19 protein-coding genes are annotated in these 19,834 nt (G+C 33.7%); 4 read left to right on the plus strand and 15 right to left on the minus strand.

Annotated features, from left to right (window positions below):
* Positions 1–254: 254 nt before the first annotated feature.
* A complete protein-coding gene (locus FA046_RS07030; RefSeq protein WP_136825677.1) occupies positions 255–1,214 on the minus strand; it encodes a CvpA family protein in 960 nt (319 codons plus the stop codon).
* A gap of 49 nt (positions 1,215–1,263) precedes the next feature.
* Complete coding sequence (locus tag FA046_RS07035) at positions 1,264–2,244, minus strand: type I phosphomannose isomerase catalytic subunit (protein ID WP_136825678.1); 981 nt, start codon at positions 2,242–2,244, stop codon at positions 1,264–1,266.
* A gap of 289 nt (positions 2,245–2,533) precedes the next feature.
* Between FA046_RS07035 and FA046_RS07040 the strand changes: the two genes are divergently transcribed.
* Complete coding sequence (locus FA046_RS07040) at positions 2,534–5,257, plus strand: TonB-dependent receptor (protein WP_136825679.1); 2,724 nt, start codon at positions 2,534–2,536, stop codon at positions 5,255–5,257.
* A gap of 133 nt (positions 5,258–5,390) precedes the next feature.
* Complete coding sequence (locus FA046_RS07045) at positions 5,391–6,155, plus strand: SDR family oxidoreductase (RefSeq protein ID WP_136825680.1); 765 nt, start codon at positions 5,391–5,393, stop codon at positions 6,153–6,155.
* 7 nt (positions 6,156–6,162) lie between these two features.
* Here the strand turns inward: FA046_RS07045 and FA046_RS07050 are convergent, their stop codons facing one another.
* From FA046_RS07050 to FA046_RS07060, 3 genes are all read right to left on the minus strand, one after another.
* Positions 6,163–6,363, minus strand: coding sequence for a YwbE family protein (locus FA046_RS07050; protein ID WP_136825681.1), 201 nt, complete (start codon positions 6,361–6,363; stop codon positions 6,163–6,165).
* Between the two features lie 3 nt (positions 6,364–6,366).
* Positions 6,367–8,166, minus strand: a complete 1,800-nt coding sequence (locus FA046_RS07055; protein WP_136825682.1) for an APC family permease — start codon at positions 8,164–8,166, stop codon at positions 6,367–6,369.
* A gap of 81 nt (positions 8,167–8,247) precedes the next feature.
* A complete protein-coding gene (locus tag FA046_RS07060) occupies positions 8,248–9,471 on the minus strand; it encodes an NADP-dependent isocitrate dehydrogenase (protein WP_136825683.1) in 1,224 nt (407 codons plus the stop codon).
* A gap of 146 nt (positions 9,472–9,617) precedes the next feature.
* On the opposite strand from FA046_RS07060, the gene FA046_RS07065 reads away from it, so the two are divergent.
* The gene (locus FA046_RS07065) at positions 9,618–10,019 is read left to right on the plus strand and encodes a hypothetical protein (RefSeq protein WP_136825684.1); all 402 of its coding nucleotides are present in this window, start codon (positions 9,618–9,620) and stop codon (positions 10,017–10,019) included.
* 3 nt (positions 10,020–10,022) lie between these two features.
* On the opposite strand, the gene FA046_RS07070 is transcribed toward FA046_RS07065, so the two are convergent.
* Positions 10,023–11,819: a DNA polymerase III subunit gamma/tau gene (locus tag FA046_RS07070; RefSeq protein ID WP_136825685.1), complete on the minus strand. Its 1,797-nt coding sequence runs from the start codon at positions 11,817–11,819 to the stop codon at positions 10,023–10,025.
* A gap of 625 nt (positions 11,820–12,444) precedes the next feature.
* Between FA046_RS07070 and dnaK the strand changes: the two genes are divergently transcribed.
* A complete protein-coding gene (gene dnaK, locus FA046_RS07075; RefSeq protein WP_136825686.1) occupies positions 12,445–14,355 on the plus strand; it encodes a molecular chaperone DnaK in 1,911 nt (636 codons plus the stop codon).
* Between the two features lie 125 nt (positions 14,356–14,480).
* Here the strand turns inward: dnaK and FA046_RS07080 are convergent, their stop codons facing one another.
* The 9 genes from FA046_RS07080 to FA046_RS07120 form a co-directional block, all read right to left on the minus strand.
* A complete protein-coding gene (locus tag FA046_RS07080) occupies positions 14,481–14,780 on the minus strand; it encodes a type II toxin-antitoxin system RelE/ParE family toxin (RefSeq protein WP_136825687.1) in 300 nt (99 codons plus the stop codon).
* Positions 14,773–15,021: a type II toxin-antitoxin system ParD family antitoxin gene (locus FA046_RS07085; protein WP_136825688.1), complete on the minus strand. Its 249-nt coding sequence runs from the start codon at positions 15,019–15,021 to the stop codon at positions 14,773–14,775. Before FA046_RS07085 ends, FA046_RS07080 begins: the two co-directional genes overlap by 8 nt.
* A 129-nt stretch (positions 15,022–15,150) precedes the next feature.
* Entirely contained in the window at positions 15,151–15,588 is a 438-nt protein-coding gene (locus tag FA046_RS07090; protein WP_136825689.1) for a VOC family protein, read from the minus strand.
* Positions 15,589–15,696: 108 nt separating this feature from the next.
* Entirely contained in the window at positions 15,697–16,170 is a 474-nt protein-coding gene (locus tag FA046_RS07095) for an SRPBCC domain-containing protein (protein WP_136825690.1), read from the minus strand.
* Positions 16,171–17,058: 888 nt separating this feature from the next.
* Positions 17,059–17,607, minus strand: a complete 549-nt coding sequence (locus FA046_RS07105; protein ID WP_136825691.1) for a hypothetical protein — start codon at positions 17,605–17,607, stop codon at positions 17,059–17,061.
* Positions 17,608–17,630: 23 nt separating this feature from the next.
* The gene (locus FA046_RS07110) at positions 17,631–17,855 is read right to left on the minus strand and encodes a hypothetical protein (protein ID WP_136825692.1); all 225 of its coding nucleotides are present in this window, start codon (positions 17,853–17,855) and stop codon (positions 17,631–17,633) included.
* Positions 17,856–18,095: 240 nt separating this feature from the next.
* Positions 18,096–18,326, minus strand: coding sequence for a hypothetical protein (locus tag FA046_RS07115; RefSeq protein ID WP_136825693.1), 231 nt, complete (start codon positions 18,324–18,326; stop codon positions 18,096–18,098).
* Between the two features lie 441 nt (positions 18,327–18,767).
* Positions 18,768–18,890 (minus strand): hypothetical protein, encoded by a 123-nt coding sequence (locus FA046_RS17525; RefSeq protein ID WP_262709947.1) that lies wholly within the window; start codon positions 18,888–18,890, stop codon positions 18,768–18,770.
* A gap of 14 nt (positions 18,891–18,904) precedes the next feature.
* Complete coding sequence (locus FA046_RS07120) at positions 18,905–19,822, minus strand: hypothetical protein (RefSeq protein WP_136825694.1); 918 nt, start codon at positions 19,820–19,822, stop codon at positions 18,905–18,907.
* Positions 19,823–19,834 lie beyond the last annotated feature (12 nt).

Consider the following 19,834-nt stretch of genomic DNA (forward strand, 5'->3'; position numbering starts at 1 on the left):
CTTACTTTATTTTTTTTTAAACTTTAAATTTAGTTTTACTTCATATACACAGCCCATTCAAAGCCCTCAGATGAATTAACGTCAATCTTTATATTCGAGAAAATTCGTGTATTCGTGGCAAAGAAAAATAATTTTTGAGCCCTTTGCGTTAGAAAATCTACACAAAGTATTTAAACCACAGAGAAACAGAGGGCACAGAGTAAAATGATAAATTACTCTCCATGTTTGGTATCAGATCTATTGCGTATTTTGAATTAATTCCTGAAATTTTGTGTAACCATAATTCCGTAAATGCCGCCATCCATAATTCCAATACCTAACCTGCCAAACTTGGGGTTCAAAATATTTCTTCTATGCCCCGGCGAATTCATTAAACCTATATGCGCAATTTCTACCGTTTGTGCCAATGCCAGGTTTTCGCCAGCAGTTTTGTAGCTAATCTTATATTTTTTTATCCTATCAAAAGGAGTTTCATTTTCTAAGTTAATATGAGAAAAATAACCTTTTTTAAACATATCGCTAGAATGCGCTCTGGCTACAGTTACCATTTCAATATCTTTTTCTAATAAACTCAATCCGGCTTTTCTTCTTTCTTTGTTTACAAGTTTGAGTAATTGATTCTCAAATTGTTCATTTACCAGAGGATTTGCCACTTTGTAATGCAGGTAAACCGTTTCATCAGATTCGGGCTCAATAGTTAATCTGCTAATAGATTGTTTAATTTCTTCGCTAATTTCTGGCGCAATCAATTGATCTGCTGATTCTATTTGTTGGGTAAAATAAGAAGCTAAATAACTTTCCCTGGTTTTAGAAGATAAGCCTGGCCAAAAAGGGATAAAAAGAAAAATTAGTGCTAACAAAGCCGAGTAAAAAACACCTCGGATACTTCCAGGAAATATACCCATACTTTTGTTTAACGGACTTTGATGCGTTTTATTGGAGAATATTTTTACTAATCTGTAAGCTACGGCGCCAATTAATAATCTGGTAAGTAAAAGCGTAATAAAAAAAGAAAGTGGAAATAACCATCTTTCCATGATTCCAAATTGATCATCTAAAAAGGTAGCAATATATAGGTAAAAAGAAAAAGCTGCCCAAATACTGACAGCTAATTCAACAAGTTCTAATAAACCAATGATGAAACCCCTACGCCAGCCATGATAAATGGCTAAAATTATAACGAGAGCTAAAATAAAATCAACATAGTTTAACATGATTTTGGCTCATGCAAAAAACAATCCAAAAAATGATGTTTAAACAAATTTAAGCAATGTAACTCTCTAAAATTTTAAAGCCTTTGGTAGTAGAAATCTCTACTTTATCTGTTGTAGCCGGAATTAAAATACAATCGCCCATGTTTACTGGTAATTCTTCTACACCGTAGTTTAGCACATAAGAACCTTCTAAGCATACATGAATTACAAAACTATCTATGGAAGTATAATCTCTATGCGTATTTTTTGTGTAATCTAAAACGTTGGTAGTAAAATAAGGGCATTCTACCAGTTCAACTACTTTGTTTTTACTTGGCTCGTAATTAGTTTTTATGTCTTTATAAAAATTATAATCAATAGCATCTAAAGCTTCAGTGGTATGCAATTCTCTTTTATTTCCTTTATCATCCACACGGTCAAAATCATAAATTCTATAGGTAATGTCTGATGTTTGTTGAATTTCGGCAATCAATAAACCTTTACCAATGGTGTGCACTCTGCCAGCAGGTAAAAAGAAAACGTCATCAGCTTGTACTTCTTCCTTATTTAAAATATCATCTAATTTGCCCTCATTAAATTTCTTTAAATAAAGTTCTTTGTCAACTTTTTGGTTAAAACCCGATATTAAAGAAGCACCTTTATCAGCCTGTATCACATACCACATTTCGGTTTTACCAAAAGAATTATGACGTTTTTTCGCTAGCTCATCATCAGGGTGAACCTGTATAGATAAATCATCATTGGCATCAATAAATTTCACCAGTAAAGGAAATTCATTTCCAAAACGTTGATATACTTTTTTACCTACCAACTGTTCTTTTTCGGTAGTTAACAAATCAGCTAAATTTGTACCAGTTAATGGGCCATTGGCTATTACCGAAACGTCAGATTTTACACCTGATATCTCCCAAGTTTCGCCACAATTAGGAAGTGGAGAGAAATCTTTACCTAAATAAGTTTTAATTTTTTCACCGCCCCAAATTTTATCTTTAAAAATGGTTTTGAATTTTAGTGGATATAGGTTGCTCATAATATTTCTTGAGGTAAAACACAATTATAAACGCTGGTTGTGTTATTTAAATAAAATTTAAAATTACTTAATATTGCTTAATTCATCAATGATTTTATCATTCGCAAACGCTAAATATTTTGATGTAGGATGTGAAGTTCATCAATCATAATCATTCTTGGCTATTTCAAAAGCAATTTTAATTTTTTTAATTTAATAGTTGTTTAATTTGAATAATCGGAAATTTGTTCTAATTTTAAATATTATGCTTGCATAGCATTTAACCACTTATAAACGATAAATTTTTAAAATGAAAAAACTACTACTCTCGGGCATAGTAATGCTCTGTTTTTCACTATTGGCTTTTCCTGTTTTTGCCCAAAATGTTAAAGGTAAGGTCACTTCAAACGGTAATGAACCTGTTATTGGTGCTAGTGTTAAAGTACAAGGTACGTTTATTGGAACTTCCACTAATATTGATGGAAATTTTCAATTGAATGTAAATTTTGATAAAACGCCTGTCATATTAGAAATATCGTCTATCGGGTTTGAATCGCAAAAAATTACGTTAAGTGGTCCAAATTCTGATCTTAAAATTCAACTTAAAGAAGCTACCCTAAATTTTGATGAGGTTATCGTATCTGCATCAAGAGTAGAGGAACGAATTTTGGAAGCACCGGTTACCGTTACCCAAATAAGCGCTAAGCAATTATTAAGTGGTGGTGGCACAGAAATGTTTAGTAATTTATCTCGCTATCAAGGTATAGACGTAAATAGTTCTTCTATGTTGTTAACTACTATTTCTACCAGAGGATTTAACAGTCCAAAATCAGAACGTATGATACAATTAGCTGATTATGTAGATACTCAAGTACCCAGTTTAAACTTAAATGCGGGTAATATGCTTGGAATTGCAGAATTAGATGTTCGTTCGGTAGAGATTATTCATGGTCCTGCATCAGCATTATACGGTGCAAATGCTTTTAATGGCGTTTTATTAACCAACTCTAAAGATCCATTTTATTCAGAAGGATTATCTTTGAAATTAAGAGGTGGAAACAGAGATTTATTTGATGGCCAAATTAGATATGCCAAAAAGATTAGCGATAAACTGGCTTTTAAAATTAACGGATCTTACTTTACTGCAAATGATTGGTTAGCTGATGATTATTCATCAAAAAGAATTACGTCTGCCAAAAACTATGCCCCTGGCTCTGCTTATGGTTATGATGCTTTAAACAAATACGGAGAAATTAGTACTACACAAGCTGGTGTAAGTATTATCCCAAATGAAGTAATTTATACTCCAGGATGGACTGAAACTGGCTTAATAGCCGATGATAATAAAACAAAAGCTTATCGTATTAACCCAAGTATTTCTTATTTAATTACTGATAAAATAAAAGCCACTTTAGATTACAAAAGAGCAGGTGGAACTACCACTTACCAATCAACAAGTCGTTACCGTTTTAAAAATTTAAGTGTTGATCAGTTTAGAGCTGAGTTAAAATCTGACAAATGGTTTTTAAGAGCATTTAGAACCGAAGATAATGGTGCTGATACTTATGATTTAAGTTTCTTGGGCGCAAGAATGGCAACTTTAGATCCTACAAAGGCAGGTATGCCCGCATTACCAGGTGGAGCATCTAGCTATACTGCTTTATTTTTTGGAACTTACGGTGCTGCGTTACAAGGTGGAGCAACTCCAGCTCAAGCATATGCAGCGGCAAATGCAACTTGGCCAAAAGAAGGTTCTCCAGCTTTTAATACTTTACGTAAATATAATGCTGAGTTAAATCAACCAGAAGGATCAAGATTGCCAGTTAACTCTATCATGACTGATGTAAGTGGACAATATCAATTTGGTTTTAAATTTGCCGATGTTATTGTGGGTGGTGCTTATAGAGCTTTTGGTTTAGCTTCACAAGGTGCAGTTTTTGAAGATGCAGTTGGCGGAGAAAGAATTAGAAACAATGAATATGGTGTTTATGGTCAAGCGGCTAAAACATTTTTAGATGATGCACTTAAAATTCAAGTTGCAGGACGTTTAGATGATTTCAAAAACTTTGATGCTAAATTCTCTCCAAGAGCATCAGCTGTTTATACTTTTGGCGATAAAAGACAACATAATTTCCGTTCTAGCTACGGCGTAGCATTTAGAAGTCCAACACAAATTGATCAATACATTCGTTTAGATATTGGTAGTGCGCTATTATTAGGGAATGTTAGAAATGGTTTTAATGGATACACACCTGCAGCTTTAGCTCCAACTAATATAGCGGCTACTCTAGGTGGTTCTACAGCATTTAATTATTCTGCACCAAGATTAGATTTAGAACAAGTAGCTACTTTTGAAGTGGGTTATAAAACCATCATAAAGGAGAAATTAACTTTTGATGTTACTTATTACAGAAGTGATTACGATAACTTTATTGGTGCACAGCCATTTATTGGTAATACTGACGGTTCACGCCCAACCCCAGGCCAATTAGCAGTAGCAGTAGGAGCAGTGCCTGCACCAGACCCTGATAACAATAATACAGTTGTAGCAAAAAATCGTTTAAGCAGTGCGTCAAGCCCAACACGTATTATTCAGGTTTGGTATAATAGTACTCAGAAAGTAACCACACAGGGTGTGAGTTTTGGCTTAGGTTATAATTATATGAAAGAATTAAACTTTAACGCGAATTATAGCTATAATAAGATTGGTGATTTACCAGCAGGATTTTTAGCTTTCTACAATACTCCAGAAAACAAATTTAATATTGGTGTTGATGGAGAAATCAAAAAGAAATTAGGCTATAATGTGAACTACAGATGGCAAGAAGGTTTTACTTACGAATTCCCATTTGATGTAGGCCCAATTGATAATATTGGAACGTTAGACGCAACTGTAAGCTATAAATTAGATAAAATGAAATCAACCCTTCAGTTGGGAGGTTCTAATTTAACAGATTCTTACAATAAACAAATTTGGGGAGGACCAAATTTGGGTAGAATGATATTTGCAGGAATATTAGTTGAGTTAAAATAATTTTCATGTTAATTTTAGGAATCCCGGCTATTTAGGTAGTCGGGATTTTTTTTGTTTCCTTTTTTCCTGATAATTAGTTTTAAATTTATAGTTACAAGGTTAACAAGGGAATTATTATTAAATAAAATAAGCTATGAACAGCTGGAATCTAAATCATAAAAAAGTATTAATTACAGGCGGAACCAAAGGAATTGGAAAGGCAACAGTTGAAGCTTTTGCTGAGCTAGGCGCAATCATAATTTTTACTGCAAGAAATAAGGATGAAGTGATGAAAATGGAACAGGAATATGTTTCAAAAGGATATCATGTAATGGGTTTTGTGGCAGATGTGACCCTTGCAAAAGATAGATTAGCAGTAGTAGATCATATTCATAAACTCTGGGGCAAATTAGATGTTTTGGTAAACAACGCAGGGATGAATATCAGAAAGAAAACGATAGAATATACCGAAGAAGAATATCAAAAAGTTTATCATACCAATTTTTTTAGTGCTTTTGAATTTTGCAGGCTTTGCTATCCTTATTTGTTGGCAGCTAAAAATTCGGCAATTATAAATGTAGCATCGGTTGCTGGAAGTTTTGATGTAGGTACGGGTTCTCCGTACGCTACCTCCAAAGCCGCAATGATTCAAATGAGCAAAAGTTTAGCAGTAGAATGGGCAAAAGAAGGAATTAGGGTCAATACAGTTTCGCCTTGGTTTACAGTTACTCCTTTAACCACTTCATATTTAGCAGATTTAGAAAGATTAGAAAAAATACAAAAACGTACGCCAATAGGTAGGGTAGCACAAGCCGAAGAAGTAGCATCAGCTATTGCTTTTTTTGCAATGGATAAAGCGTCTTACATCAGCGGTCAGCATTTAATTATAGATGGAGGCTTAACTTCAGGCGTTTTTTAAGAAATTATTAGTCTTTTTCTAAAATTTCTTGTACACGTCCAACTTGTCCGTCATCTAACATCACTTTTATGCCACGATGATGTTTTGGCGCACTTGTTAAAATACGTTTTACAATACCTTCTGTAAGCTCACCGCTGCGTTGGTCTTTTTTTAACACGATATTAACTAAAGCACCTATTTTAATATTATTTCTAATTGTTCCGTCCATTTTTTAAATAATTAATCTTACACCGCCTAGTTCCGCTATTCTATGAGGGAAACTATTTCCGGGAGAGCCAATAAACATAAAATTTACCGGAATATTCCACTCAACAGATAGCTCTTGTATCAATTTAGGAGAAAATATCCTGTCTTTTAATTGAACATATTCTATATCAATATCGGGGTAAACCCTATCTAAAACCTCTATATCGCTTATTAAATTAGGAGGTGTTTCTTCTCCTTGTTTTAGAACATTAACAATTTTAATTTTTCGGGTATGCTCATTATTTTTCAAATAAAGCATCACCTTATTAAGGTTTGCTACATTATCTCCTTTGGTAAAAAACACAAATTCTTGCTCATTAATTCTATGGATGAGTCTAATTAAACTTTTGTTAATTACATAGACCATTTTTCTTAACGGTACACCTACTTGATGTTTATCAATAAAATCATGCAAGGGATTAAACAAGTATTGGATAGCGTGAATTAAGAATTTGATAAGCGCCGTTCTATTCAGCATGATCATTAAAAAGATAATGGCCGGTATAAAATACTCAAGGAAAACTACAATATTTCTTGGTTGATCACTACTTGCGGGCTTAATAAGTATGTTTCCCAGCAAGGCAATTAAAACGGCTCCTAAAGCAAAAAGTACGGTAATCCAGCTCGCTATTTCTGGTCGGGGTAATTTTTTTCTTTTTATTTTTAGCAGGATATTACCAATTGCAAATAAAGCCATAACAGCTAAAAATGAAATGGTATAAACACCAGCCAATAAACTTACATTTCCATTTGTGATGATCAACACCGAAACACTGAGGATAAAAAACAACAATATAATTCTGTAAGAACTGCCTTTTTTATTCTTTTTAAGAAAGTAATTAGGCATCACTCGGTCTAATGTCATACGTTCTAATAAACCAGATACGCCTACAAAAGAAGTTAAAACGGCTCCACTCAATACTAAAACTGCGTCAATAGAAATTACAAAAGCCAGCCAGCCACCAGCAGAAATTTCGCCCATGTGAGATAAAAGTGTGGTATAATGAACCTTTACTTCAGAAATTGGTAAAACAGTAATGGCTAAAAATGCAATTAATGGATTAAGCACACTTACCACAATCCACATGTTTTTTAATGTTTTAGGAAAAACACCTTCTTTTTGCTCTTCCACAAAATTAGCCGAACTTTCAAAACCGCTTATACCCAACATGGAGGCCGCAAAACCAAAAAATATGGCAGTAGCGATGCTTCCTGATGGTAAAGGACTTTTCCAATTTCTAATGAGTTCATCAAAACCAGTTTGCGAAACATAAATGACCATAGCTGCAATTAATACCACCATGGTAGTGAGGTGAAATATAAAAATACCAATAGCCACTTTTGCAGATTCTGTGATGCCCATAATGGTTAAACCCGCAAATATTGCTAATAGGATAATTGTAGACAAGATGATGGGTAGAGAAGGGATAAGATGATGTAAATAATGCATCCCCTCATTTGCAGAAATTACCGCCGTAGCCATGTAGGAAAGCAAGGTTAAACAAGCTGCCAGTGAGGCCATAGACTTGTTGGTGGTATTTAATAATGCATTATAAGCACCTCCATTTAATGGTAAAGCACCAACAACTTCACCATAAATTTTTCTGAAAGAAAAGAGTACAACGGCTACAATTAAAAGTGTTATCCAAGCATACTGACCAGCAAAACTGATGGTTAAAGCAGATACATACAGCACCGAAGAGCTGATATCATTTCCGCAAATAGATGTTGATGCTAATTCTCCTAATTTTTTATCTTCTTTCATAGGTTTACTCTAAAGATTAAATATAAAAAAAGCCTGAGTTTTTTAACTCAGGCTTTTTAGATTTTATTTTTCAACTAAAGATTATCTTAGTTTAGCTTGTAGATTTTCATCTATAGCCGCTAAGAAATCTTCAGTATTTAAATATTGATCTTTTGTTACTTTATTTCCGTGGATACAAACCGCTAAATCTTTAGTCATTTTGCCACTTTCTACAGTTTCAATACAAACCTGCTCTAAAGCTTGGCAAAAATTAATCAATTCTTGGTTATTGTCTAATTTCCCACGGAATTCTAAACCTCTTGTCCATGCAAAAATAGATGCAATTGGGTTTGTAGAAGTTGGTTTTCCATTTTGGTGATCACGGTAATGACGAGTTACTGTACCATGTGCAGCCTCAGATTCCATAGTTTTACCATCTGGAGTAATTAATACAGATGTCATTAAACCTAAAGAACCAAAACCTTGTGCTACTGTATCAGACTGTACATCGCCATCATAGTTTTTACAAGCCCAAACAAAGTTACCGTTCCATTTTAATGCAGAAGCAACCATGTCATCAATTAAACGATGCTCATAAGTTATACCTGCTTCGGCGTAAGCAGTTTTAAATTCATTTTGATAAACTTCTTCAAAAATATCTTTAAAACGACCGTCGTATTTCTTTAAAATGGTGTTTTTTGTAGAAAGGTATAAAGGCCATTTTTTGCTTAAAGCTTGATTAAAACAAGATCTTGCAAAGCCAAAAATACTTTCATCTGTGTTATACATGGCTAAAGCAACACCGTCTCCTTTAAAGTTAAAAACTTCAAATTCTTGAACAGTTCCGTCTTCGCCTTCAAATTTTACAGTTAATTTTCCTTTTCCTTTGGTTACAAAATCAGTAGCTCTGTATTGATCTCCAAAAGCATGACGACCAATACAAATTGGTGCTGTCCAGTTTGGTACTAAACGAGGTACATTGCTCATTACAATAGGCTCACGAAAAACAGTTCCATCTAAAATATTTCTGATAGTTCCGTTTGGAGATCTCCACATTTGTTTCAATCCAAATTCTTTTACACGAGCTTCATCAGGTGTAATGGTTGCGCATTTAATACCTACGCCGTACTGTTTAATGGCATTTGCCGCATCTATAGTAACTTGGTCATCGGTTTCATCACGATATTCCATTCCTAAATCATAATATTTAATATCAAGATCAAGGTAAGGGAAGATCAATTTATCTTTAATGAATTTCCAGATGATTCTGGTCATTTCGTCACCGTCTAACTCTACAACTGGGTTAGCAACTTTGATTTTACTCATAATTTATAGTTTTCTGTCTTCAAATTTCACGAGGCGTAAAGATAAGTTTTTGATTTTAAACAGCATGACTTAATTATAAATGTTTTATTAAGTTTTTTCAATATTGGCATATTTCTGGTGGTGTTTTCATTGTAAAAAGAATCATTATGAAAAATAAGCCAAAAAATAATATTGATGAACGTTTCAACAGGGACGGAGAGTCTGATTTAAGAGATAATGAAGCTCAAGATCTTAAATATAATGAGAAAAAAAATAGTTTTGAGTTAGATGTAGAATCAGAAGATGAAGATTACCAGCATGATGATCCTTATGATACTGCGGCAGATGCCGGTGAGGATATGAATTCTGATTACGACCAAGCCAACCCTTATGTTGGTGATGAGTATGATAAAAACCTTTCCTTAGAAACCGAGGTAGAGAAATTAGGGATGCACCTTACCACAGATGATTCTCTAAAAGTGAATGAAGTGGATGATGAGTTAAGTCAAACACCAGAAGATAATAGAGATGATTTAGACGAGGAAGGTTATCCTAAATTTAAAAAATAGCGCCTAATCTAAATCTAAATTAAAGGTTTTTCTAAAGTCTTCTAATTTTGGGTTTTTCTTTACCATAAACAAATACTTATCTGTAGAAGTGTAAGGCTTTTTGTTTTCTAACTGCTCTACAATTACGGTTTCTAATTGGATAGAGAAATTATGTAAATGGGTTCTTAGGTAGTTAAGAATGCCGGTTTTTTCATGCAATAGCTCACCAGCCTGAAACTTATTTTCTATTTGTAGTTCTATAATGTAGTTTTCTTTTAGGGTAGGAGTGTAGTTATCCATTAAGGTTACTAAACTCATTTTGTTTTCGGATTTTACCTGCTTTGAGTAGTTAACCCAAGCTTTTATAAAATCTTCTTGCGTAAAATCTTCTTTTTCATTTCCTGTTACCTCTATTATTTCTACTTCTTTTTCTTCCTTAGTTTTTATACTATTAGGATTATTTAAATTAGGAATAAGTGTAGCAATGCCGCTTTTGGGTAAAAATGATTTAGGCGTAATAGGTTTGGTTTCTACTTCTTTTTCGTCGGTTTTTTCTACAGGTTTAGGCTCTGTTTTAGGAATTTGAGGAATAATACTTGGAGCTGGCTTTATCGAAGTTTCTACAGTTTTTTTGTATTCGGCAGGGTCTTCAGCTAAAACTGTTTCAGGTTTTTTTTTTAATTGCTCAGCTAAAAGCTGAACATTTTCTGATTGACTTAATTGTAAAGCCTGTGATAGATGACTTATTTTTATGAGGGTGAGTTCTACCTGTAACCGCTGATTTTTGCTGATTCTGTAATTTAAATCACATTGGTTACTAATATTTAATGCGCTTAACAAGAAAGAAGCAGGTGCTTGTTTGGCTTGCTCTAAATATTTCAACTTAATGCTTTCGCTTACTTCTAAAAGTTGTACTGTAGCTGCATCTTTACAAACTAAAACATTTCTAAAATGATTAGCTAAACCTGTAATAAAGTGGTTTCCATCAAAACCATTATTTAAAATTTCGTCGAAAAGTAATAATGCTGCTGGTGTGTTTTGTGTTAAAAGAAAATCGGTGATTTTAAAGTAATAATCATAATCTAAGATGTTTAAATTATCAATTACTGCTTGGTAGTTTACCGCTCGATTAGAAAAACTCACAATCTGGTCAAACATAGAAAGGGCATCTCTTAAACCACCGTCGGCTTTTTGGGCAATCAGATGTAAGCCATCTATATCATAAGCTATTTCTTCTTTTGTTGCAATGCTGGCTAAATGATTAGCCATATCTTCCACCCTTATTCTGTTAAAATCAAAAATTTGACAACGAGATAAAATAGTAGGTAAAATTTTATGTTTTTCTGTGGTGGCTAAAATAAAAATAGCATAAGAAGGTGGTTCTTCTAATGTTTTTAAAAAGGCGTTAAAGGCACTTTGCGAAAGCATGTGTACCTCATCTATAATATAAACTTTAAATTTTCCGGCTTGTGGCGGGATACGAACTTGTTCTATTAGGCTACGAATATCATCAACAGAATTATTTGATGCAGCATCTAATTCATGAACGTTAAAAGAATTTCCGTTTTGGAAAGAGTTGCAAGAATCACATACTCCACAGGCTTCATGAGTATCAGTAAGGTTGGTGCAGTTGATAGATTTTGCAAGAATACGGGCACAAGTAGTTTTACCAACCCCTCGTGGTCCACAAAAAAGAAAAGCTTGTGCCAACTGATTGTTTTTGATGGCATTTTTTAGTGTATTGGTAATGTGTTGTTGTCCAACTACACTATCAAATAGCACTGGCCTGTATTTTCTAGCCGAAACAATAAAATTTTCCATCGCAGCTAAAATAGAAAGATGTTTGATGATGTGCAATATTTTGGGCTTAATGTTGATAAAAGCTACTACCAACTTTATGGTATTTTTAGGGTTTTGTGAAATGTTTTAATAAAAGCCGCTTTATTTTATCATATTTGTAATACTATTTATCTAAAAATATAAACATGAAGCAAATTCAATTAATTAAAGGATTCATAATTTTTTTAATAAAAGATGTGATGAGATTGAACACTAAAAGAGTTTTTTAGTAATATAAATTATTTTATTTACAGCGATAGTTTTTTAAACTATCGCTTTTTTTATGCTTTAGATTTTGAGTTAAAAAAAGAAGGAACCTGAAAAATAAACCAGACAGCAACGGCATCCTTTTTTGCTTTTTGGCAAAAAAGATACAGTGAAGGGCTGGGCTATCTTAAGTAATAAGAAACTGCCTTTGTTTTTCTAAAACATAATGACCTTTTGAACCTATAAATCTGACAAGGTGTCACTGCTATTTTGCTTCATCCTGTTTAATTGTGATGGTTTTACTGCCAGCTTAAGAGGATTTGCTGCCACTTGTTTATTGGCACAAGGCTTGTTAAATGATCATCAAATAGAATTTTGTAAATAATAAAAGAATATAAACATGTCAAAAATTATCGGAATCGACTTGGGAACGACCAATTCCTGTGTATCTGTAATGGAAGGTAATGAACCTGTAGTTATAGCAAACAGTGAAGGTAAACGCACAACACCATCTATCGTTGCATTTGTAGAAGGTGGAGAACGTAAAGTTGGTGATCCTGCAAAACGCCAGGCAATTACTAACCCCACGAAGACCATTTACTCGATTAAGCGTTTTATGGGTAACAGCTTTAATGAGGTGACTAAAGAAGTTAGTCGTGTACCTTATAAAGTGGTTAAAGGAGATAACAACACTCCAAGAGTGGAAATTGATGACCGTAAATATACGCCTCAAGAAATTTCTGCAATGATTCTTCAAAAAATGAAGAAAACTGCTGAAGATTTCTTAGGTCACGAAGTAACAGAAGCTGTTATTACAGTTCCTGCTTATTTTAACGATGCACAACGCCAGGCGACTAAAGAAGCCGGAGAAATTGCTGGTTTAAAAGTGAGAAGAATTATTAACGAGCCAACTGCCGCAGCATTAGCTTATGGTTTAGATAAAACCAATAGGGACATGAAAATTGTGGTTTTTGACTGTGGTGGTGGTACTCATGATGTTTCTATCCTTGAATTAGGGGATGGCGTTTTTGAAGTAAAATCTACTGATGGTGATACCCATTTAGGTGGTGATGATTTTGACCAAGTAATTATTGATTGGTTAGCAACTGAATTTAAAACCGAATACGGTATGGATTTAGTGAAAGATCCAATGGCTTTACAACGTTTAAAAGAAGCTGCTGAAAAAGCGAAGATTGAATTATCTAGCGCTACTTCAACTGAAATTAACTTACCATACATTACTGCTGATGCTAGCGGACCTAAGCATTTGGTGCGTAACTTATCAAGAGCAAAATTTGAATCTTTAGCTAGCGATTTAATTAAACGTACTATTGATCCTTGTAAATCTGCTTTAAAAAACGCGGGAATGTCTACTTCAGATATTGATGAGATTATTTTAGTAGGTGGTTCTACTCGTATGCCAGCTATACAAGAAGCGGTTGAAAAATTCTTCGGTAAATCTCCATCTAAAGGTGTAAACCCTGATGAAGTTGTAGCTATTGGTGCTGCAATACAAGGTGGTGTATTAACAGGAGAAGTAAAAGACGTTTTATTATTAGATGTTACGCCTCTTTCTTTAGGTATTGAAACTATGGGCGGTGTAATGACAAGATTAATTGAGTCTAACACAACCATTCCAACTAAAAAATCAGAGACTTTCTCTACTGCATCAGACAATCAACCATCTGTTGAGATTCATATCTTACAAGGTGAGCGTCCGATGGCAAAAGATAACCGTACTATTGGTCGTTTCCACTTAGATGGTATTCCACCAGCACCACGTGGTATTCCTCAAGTAGAAGTTACTTTTGATATTGATGCTAACGGTATTTTACATGTAGGCGCAAAAGATAAAGCAACTGGTAAAGAGCAAAAAATTAGAATTGAAGCTTCATCTGGTTTATCTGATGAGGATATCAAGAAAATGAAAGAAGAAGCAGAAGCTAACGCCGAGTCTGATAAAACAGCCAAAGAAGAAGCTGATAAAATTAACGCTGCTGATGCTTTAATTTTCTCTACAGAAAAGCAAATTAAAGAATACGGAGATAAAATTCCGGCAGATAAAAAAGCGCCAATTGAAGCTGCTTTAACAACATTGAAAGATGCTTACGCTGCCAGAAGCTTTGCTGATATTGATGTTGCTTCTGAAGCTTTAAATACTGCTTGGGCTGCTGCATCTGAAGATATGTACAAAGCTACTCAAGATGGCGGACAAGGTGCACCAACAGGTGAAGCTACTGACGCAGGTAATGCTGCTGATGAAGTAACCGACGTTGATTTTGAAGAAGTAAAAGACGAAGAGAAGAAATAATATTCTTTAAATCATCATATTTTAAAACCCGTTCTCTTTTTGAGGGCGGGTTTTTTTGTTTTAAATTGTGGAGAGGCGCAACCTTTCAGTTGCTGGTGGAGGTGTTTACTTGATTAACTGAAGTTTTATTCTTGAATTCTGTTTTTTAGGTCCATTCTCGAATGTAGAAATCTTGTGATTTCGATTTTCTCTTCACTTAGTATTCTGTAAAATATTATATGTTGACCAGATTTATAGCCAAAAATTTCGGGACTTATTTCGTTATAAATCTTGCCTAATTTTTGATTTTCTGCCAACTCTTTACAATCTTCAATGAGTTCTAAATAATATTTATCAGCTTGATTTTCAGACCAAATTTCATAGGTATAATCCCAAATCATAGATAAATCATCAACGGCTTTGTTTGTTAAAATGTAGTTAGCCATTTCTTTTTTTTGCTTTCAATAGTTCAAGATGTTTTTTTGGATCAAAATCTTTCACAATTCCGCTAACAATTCCCTCATTTATAGCTTTTTTTAGAGCAATTATCTTACTTTCTTCTTCTTCTAATAATCTTAAGCCGGCTCTAATAACTTCGCTTGCATTTTTGAATCTACCTTCAGAAACTCTATTATCAACAAATTTTTCAAAATAATCACCTAAAGAAACAGATGTATTACGTCCCATAATTTTATATTTTCTACAAAAGTACCAAATTTTGGTAATATCATAAGAAGAAGGTTATTTTTTGCGCTTGGAGAAGGGCGGAGCGTCTACGCCGTCTTACTTGATAAGGCTTTTGTTGTTTTTCTTTGGCTAAATTTGTCCCTTGTAATTCGAGTCAAAATCTACCATCCATTCAATTCCATATTTGTCTCTAAACATACCAAAATAAGAACCCCAAGGGCTGTCAGAAATAGGCATTTCAATTTGTCCGCCTACCGAAAGTCCATTGAATAATTTATCAGCTTCTTCTTTACTTTCTGCACTAATTACAATTTTGCTTCTGTTCTCATTTTCATTTGTTTTTCCTAGTATTTCAGGTACATCATTAGCCATTAAAATACTTTTACCAATTGGTAAGGCAATGTGCATTATTTTATTTGCTTCATGTGCTGCTACTGGAAATTCAGCACTTGCTAAATCTTTGAAACGCATTATTTTTGCGAACTCACCGCCAAATACTGATTTGTAAAAATTAAATGCTTCTTCGGCATTTCCGTTAAAGTTAATGTGAGGATTGATAAGTGCCATAATTTTAATTTTTCAGTTTTTATTTCTTATTCAAATGTGTAAGTGTAGGATGTGGTAACACTATAAAGCCTAACGGTTTTCGACTTGGCGATATGGCGGATTATTAGATTATTTTTCACAAAGTTCTTTCAACTTGTCGAGTGCTTTTGGATAGGTTTGGTTCATATAACCTAAAAAATCTTCAGTGGTGTCTAAGTCAACAGTAACGGTTGTAACCCGAAAGCTATTAGGACCGTTGTTTTCTTCGAAGGTATAGTTTTCAAATCCGTTAGCCCATTTTTCTACTTCTGGTCCTTCTGTAATTTCCTTGTCAGCTTTTAAAAGACCATAATGTTGAATAGAAACAAATTGGTTCGGAATGTTTTCAGCTATCTTAGAAACCATCCCTCCTTTTTCTCCTTTCTCATCTGTTCCGATAAATAGAATTTTATTTCCCTTGCCCCAACTTCCTTCATAGGTAGATGTTGGGTTAAACAAAGAAGTCCATTGTTCATAAGTTGATTTACTGGTGATGCCAAGCATAAAATCATAAATCTTAGACACAGGTGCATTGATGCTTACTTTGAATTGTAACTTTTTCATAATGTTAGATGTTTGTTTAGATTAACCCGTCAAGTATGTTTTTCTTTCTGTTTTTTCACAATATAAATTTAAGAAAATAGGTGGAAAAAGTCAGTCATTATTCTGCCTACATAAGGGCATATATATATGCAGGCAAATTTGTGGGTGGAAGATAATCTCTATTTGTTAGCTAGGGATTTAATCGCTAAAAGTTACGGGTATGTATTTTCTGAAAATGTTTCTGCTAATTTTCCGGACACAGTCCTCTGTCTTCATTTTAAAAATTTCAGTGATCCTGAAAAAGGAACACTGAAACCAGAATGGGAAGCAGCATCTAAAAGAGGCGACCCGCAAAACAGCGCCAAAAAGTTTCGAGGAACGGATCCGAAAAATCAACGAAATCTAGCGTGGATGGTTAAACTATTTCAGAGGGACAAGTATTCAAGGAATTTACGAGATATTGATGGCTGGCTGCGGAATCGACTTCGCTATTGCATTTGGAGGTCCCGATAGCCATCGGGAGGAAGAAGCCTGAAAGTAAGCGGAAAAACCTCATCCGATTAGGCGTAGATAAAGACCATGCTTATGCTTGGAGTAGAACCAGAAATGCTCTGCATTCACGAATACCAGAAAAGCAATAAAAAAGCATGAAAAAGGAGGCTGGCATATTGCCCAAAGCCTAATTCTAACTACTACCATAACCCTAAAAAGGCTTAAGAAACGAGGCTATCAATCTATGTCGGATATTTACATGGAACTCAACCCATCATTTTTTGAACCGTCTCGAAATGCTTTCGGGATGGTGCGAGAGGCGCACTTCATCAGAGAAATCGGGTGAGGCCGTCTACTCGATTATAAGAAGTACTTTTTAGTCGCCAATACAAGTGTCAACCATTTAAGCAATTAAGATTATGGCTTTTTACGAGGAAGAAAATTTTTGTTGGAATCTACTTGCAGGAAGTTTGATTTTTTTAGCTGTGATTCAGTTGTTTTTGATGAGCGCACTTCTGTTGGTTCAGATGTATCTGTACATTTCTGGATTATGTTCATAAGAGACTCTGTTCCCGTTACAGCAACAAAAATTGCAGTACAAAGCACAAATATCATGTTCAATTTTTGATATGAACTTTGTCGGTCAGAATTTTCTAAATTATTTAATGTTATTAATCCATTTACAGTTAGTCTTGCAAATATTTTAAGTTTTTTAAAGTTATCTGAATCTTTTTCTATGTATGATAAGTCTCTATAAAGAATTAAATCAATTTTAGACATATAAATTAATAACTCCATTACTCTTTGATTATGTAAATTAAGAATACTGGATTCATCACTATTTTCTGCAAGATTAACGGATTGTAGTGTTTTAGTTATGTTGTCTTCAAAACCGACACCTTTATTTCTAAGTTGTCTAAGTATTTTGATTGAAAGGTCGTCATCAATTTTTATTTTTAGTTTCATTTTAAAATGGTGAAATTAAGTTTTTAATTTGGTAAAGTTTTTACATTTAATTTCTTACCATTTTTATATATTTCATAACTTCCGTTACTAAGAAGATAGCGATAAACTTCCCCAGTTTTTGTATCTAGTACCCTGTTATTAAACATCTGATAACGATTGTTTTTTAAACCATCACTAATTGTATAAAGCAAATATAGACCTACAATAGACACAATTAGAAATAGTGTTTTAAAAATATAGTTTTTCATTATGATAAATTAAGTTTAGTTTAAATAGTTCAGTTAATCCCCCAAAAAAATAACCCAAATTCGGTACTTACCTTTGTTTGTATAAGACAACAAGTAAAGATATGAGACAAGAAGATAAACCGATAGTCAACCTAATTTTAAAGTTATTAAAAGGTTATAAAGTAAAAGAGGTGGAAACAATATTAGTTCATTTACAACATATTATAAAAAACCATAATTTACTAAGCATTGAGGAAGTACCTACTGATTACCGCTACTAACGATTTCTTGACATAAACCATGGGCGATAATCAAATTATCCTCAAAAGCTAGGCTAACTTCTCCAAACAATACTTTATCCATTGATTCAAGTTTTTCCTTAACTAACCTACGACATTCGTAATAACTTAATGGTTCAGACAGACAAATATCTGCATCCTGAAAATTTATAGTTTTGTTCGGGATTTTAAATTTGAATAGTTGTATTTCCATAATGTTCAGTTTCAGATCATTCAGTTACCACAATATAGGTAAGCATTTCTTATAACTAGTTGCTATACGCTACCAATAGCGTATGTTTTTTATATATGTAATGCAATATATCATTTGATTTTAAATATTTAGGTTGTCTAAAGGACTTTTAATTAAAAAATTTGCTTAATGCTTACATAAGGAGTCTCTTCATTCATGATAGATGTTGCCAGCTAAATTTTTATTTTTCAGACGCTATAAGAAGGGCGGTTTTTAAGAAGCAAAAGCCCAAGTAATTTAAACCGGGGCGGCAGCGGTATCTTTTTGCTGCGTTGGAAAAAAGGGGAGGAGCAAAAAATTTAGCAGAGCACCGGACTATCGGTAAAATAGCCGCACTGCTTTTGCTTTTCTAAAATTTTAAATAAAATGAACATTAAATATGATTGAATTTATAAGGCACAATTATTCTACTAATTCAAAATCACCTTGTACTACATCATTACATTTGTTCTCTTTTTTACATCCTAAAAATAAAACAAGAACCAACAGACTTAAAACAATTTTTAATCTTAGAGTGCTATTCATTACTTTTTTCATATCTATTTATCTTTCATTAAAATATTAATAACCTTAAATTCATTACCAACGGTAGCGATGTATGAACCTGCATTTAGTTCAGAAAATAATGCCTCTCCGTTTGTGATTTTTTTGGTGGCCACCGTTTTTCCATCACTGGTTACTTTTACTTCGGCACCTTCTTTTTTTGAAACTACTTTTATAGCTCCACGGGCATAGCATACTGCATTTTTTCTATAAAATAGGGTAGGGTCGGTTGATTGACTCACACTTACTGTATAGCTGTTTAAGGTAGATTCATCTTCAGATAGTACTTCATAAGTGATTGGAGATGAAAAATTATCGGTTACTTCGCCAGATTTTTGAAGCATTCTATTTTTGTAAAGGTTAGCGCCTTTGCTTAGCGTAAATACAGGTTTTAAATTAGCCAAGGGGTAACTTTCTGAAATGTTAATTTTTACCGTATTGCTGTTAATTATAGAGGCCAAACTGGTGATATTCATAAAATTAAAAGAGAGTATTTCTGATTGGTAATTAAGAGCTGGCTCGGCAATGCTATAAGATTGAAACAAATTTCCCTTGTGCTCATTCACCACAAATGCGGTTTGTTTACTTACTGTGGTGGTTTTATTTGCTTCGGCATCATATAATCTAAAACTGATGTTTTCCCCTTGTTGATTAGCAAAAACGGTTAGAAAAGCGTAATAATTTTTTTCGCTGGCAACGTAAGTTACTCCGCTTACTCCACGGCAAATATTGCCCACAAAAGCAGCCACCTTATCATTTGGGTTAACTAAGCGTTTACCGTCAACATTAAGTTTGGCAACAAAGGTCATGGTGTACTGGTAATCACTTTCTTTTACCGCCCAATTGGGTGCTTGTGCCAATAAGCTATGGCTGTAAATAAACAATGCTATAAAGCAAAATGCAATTTTTTTCATTTTGGATATTTT

The organism is Pedobacter cryophilus (genome assembly GCF_005116455.1).
GTDB lineage: Bacteria > Bacteroidota > Bacteroidia > Sphingobacteriales > Sphingobacteriaceae > Pseudopedobacter > Pseudopedobacter cryophilum.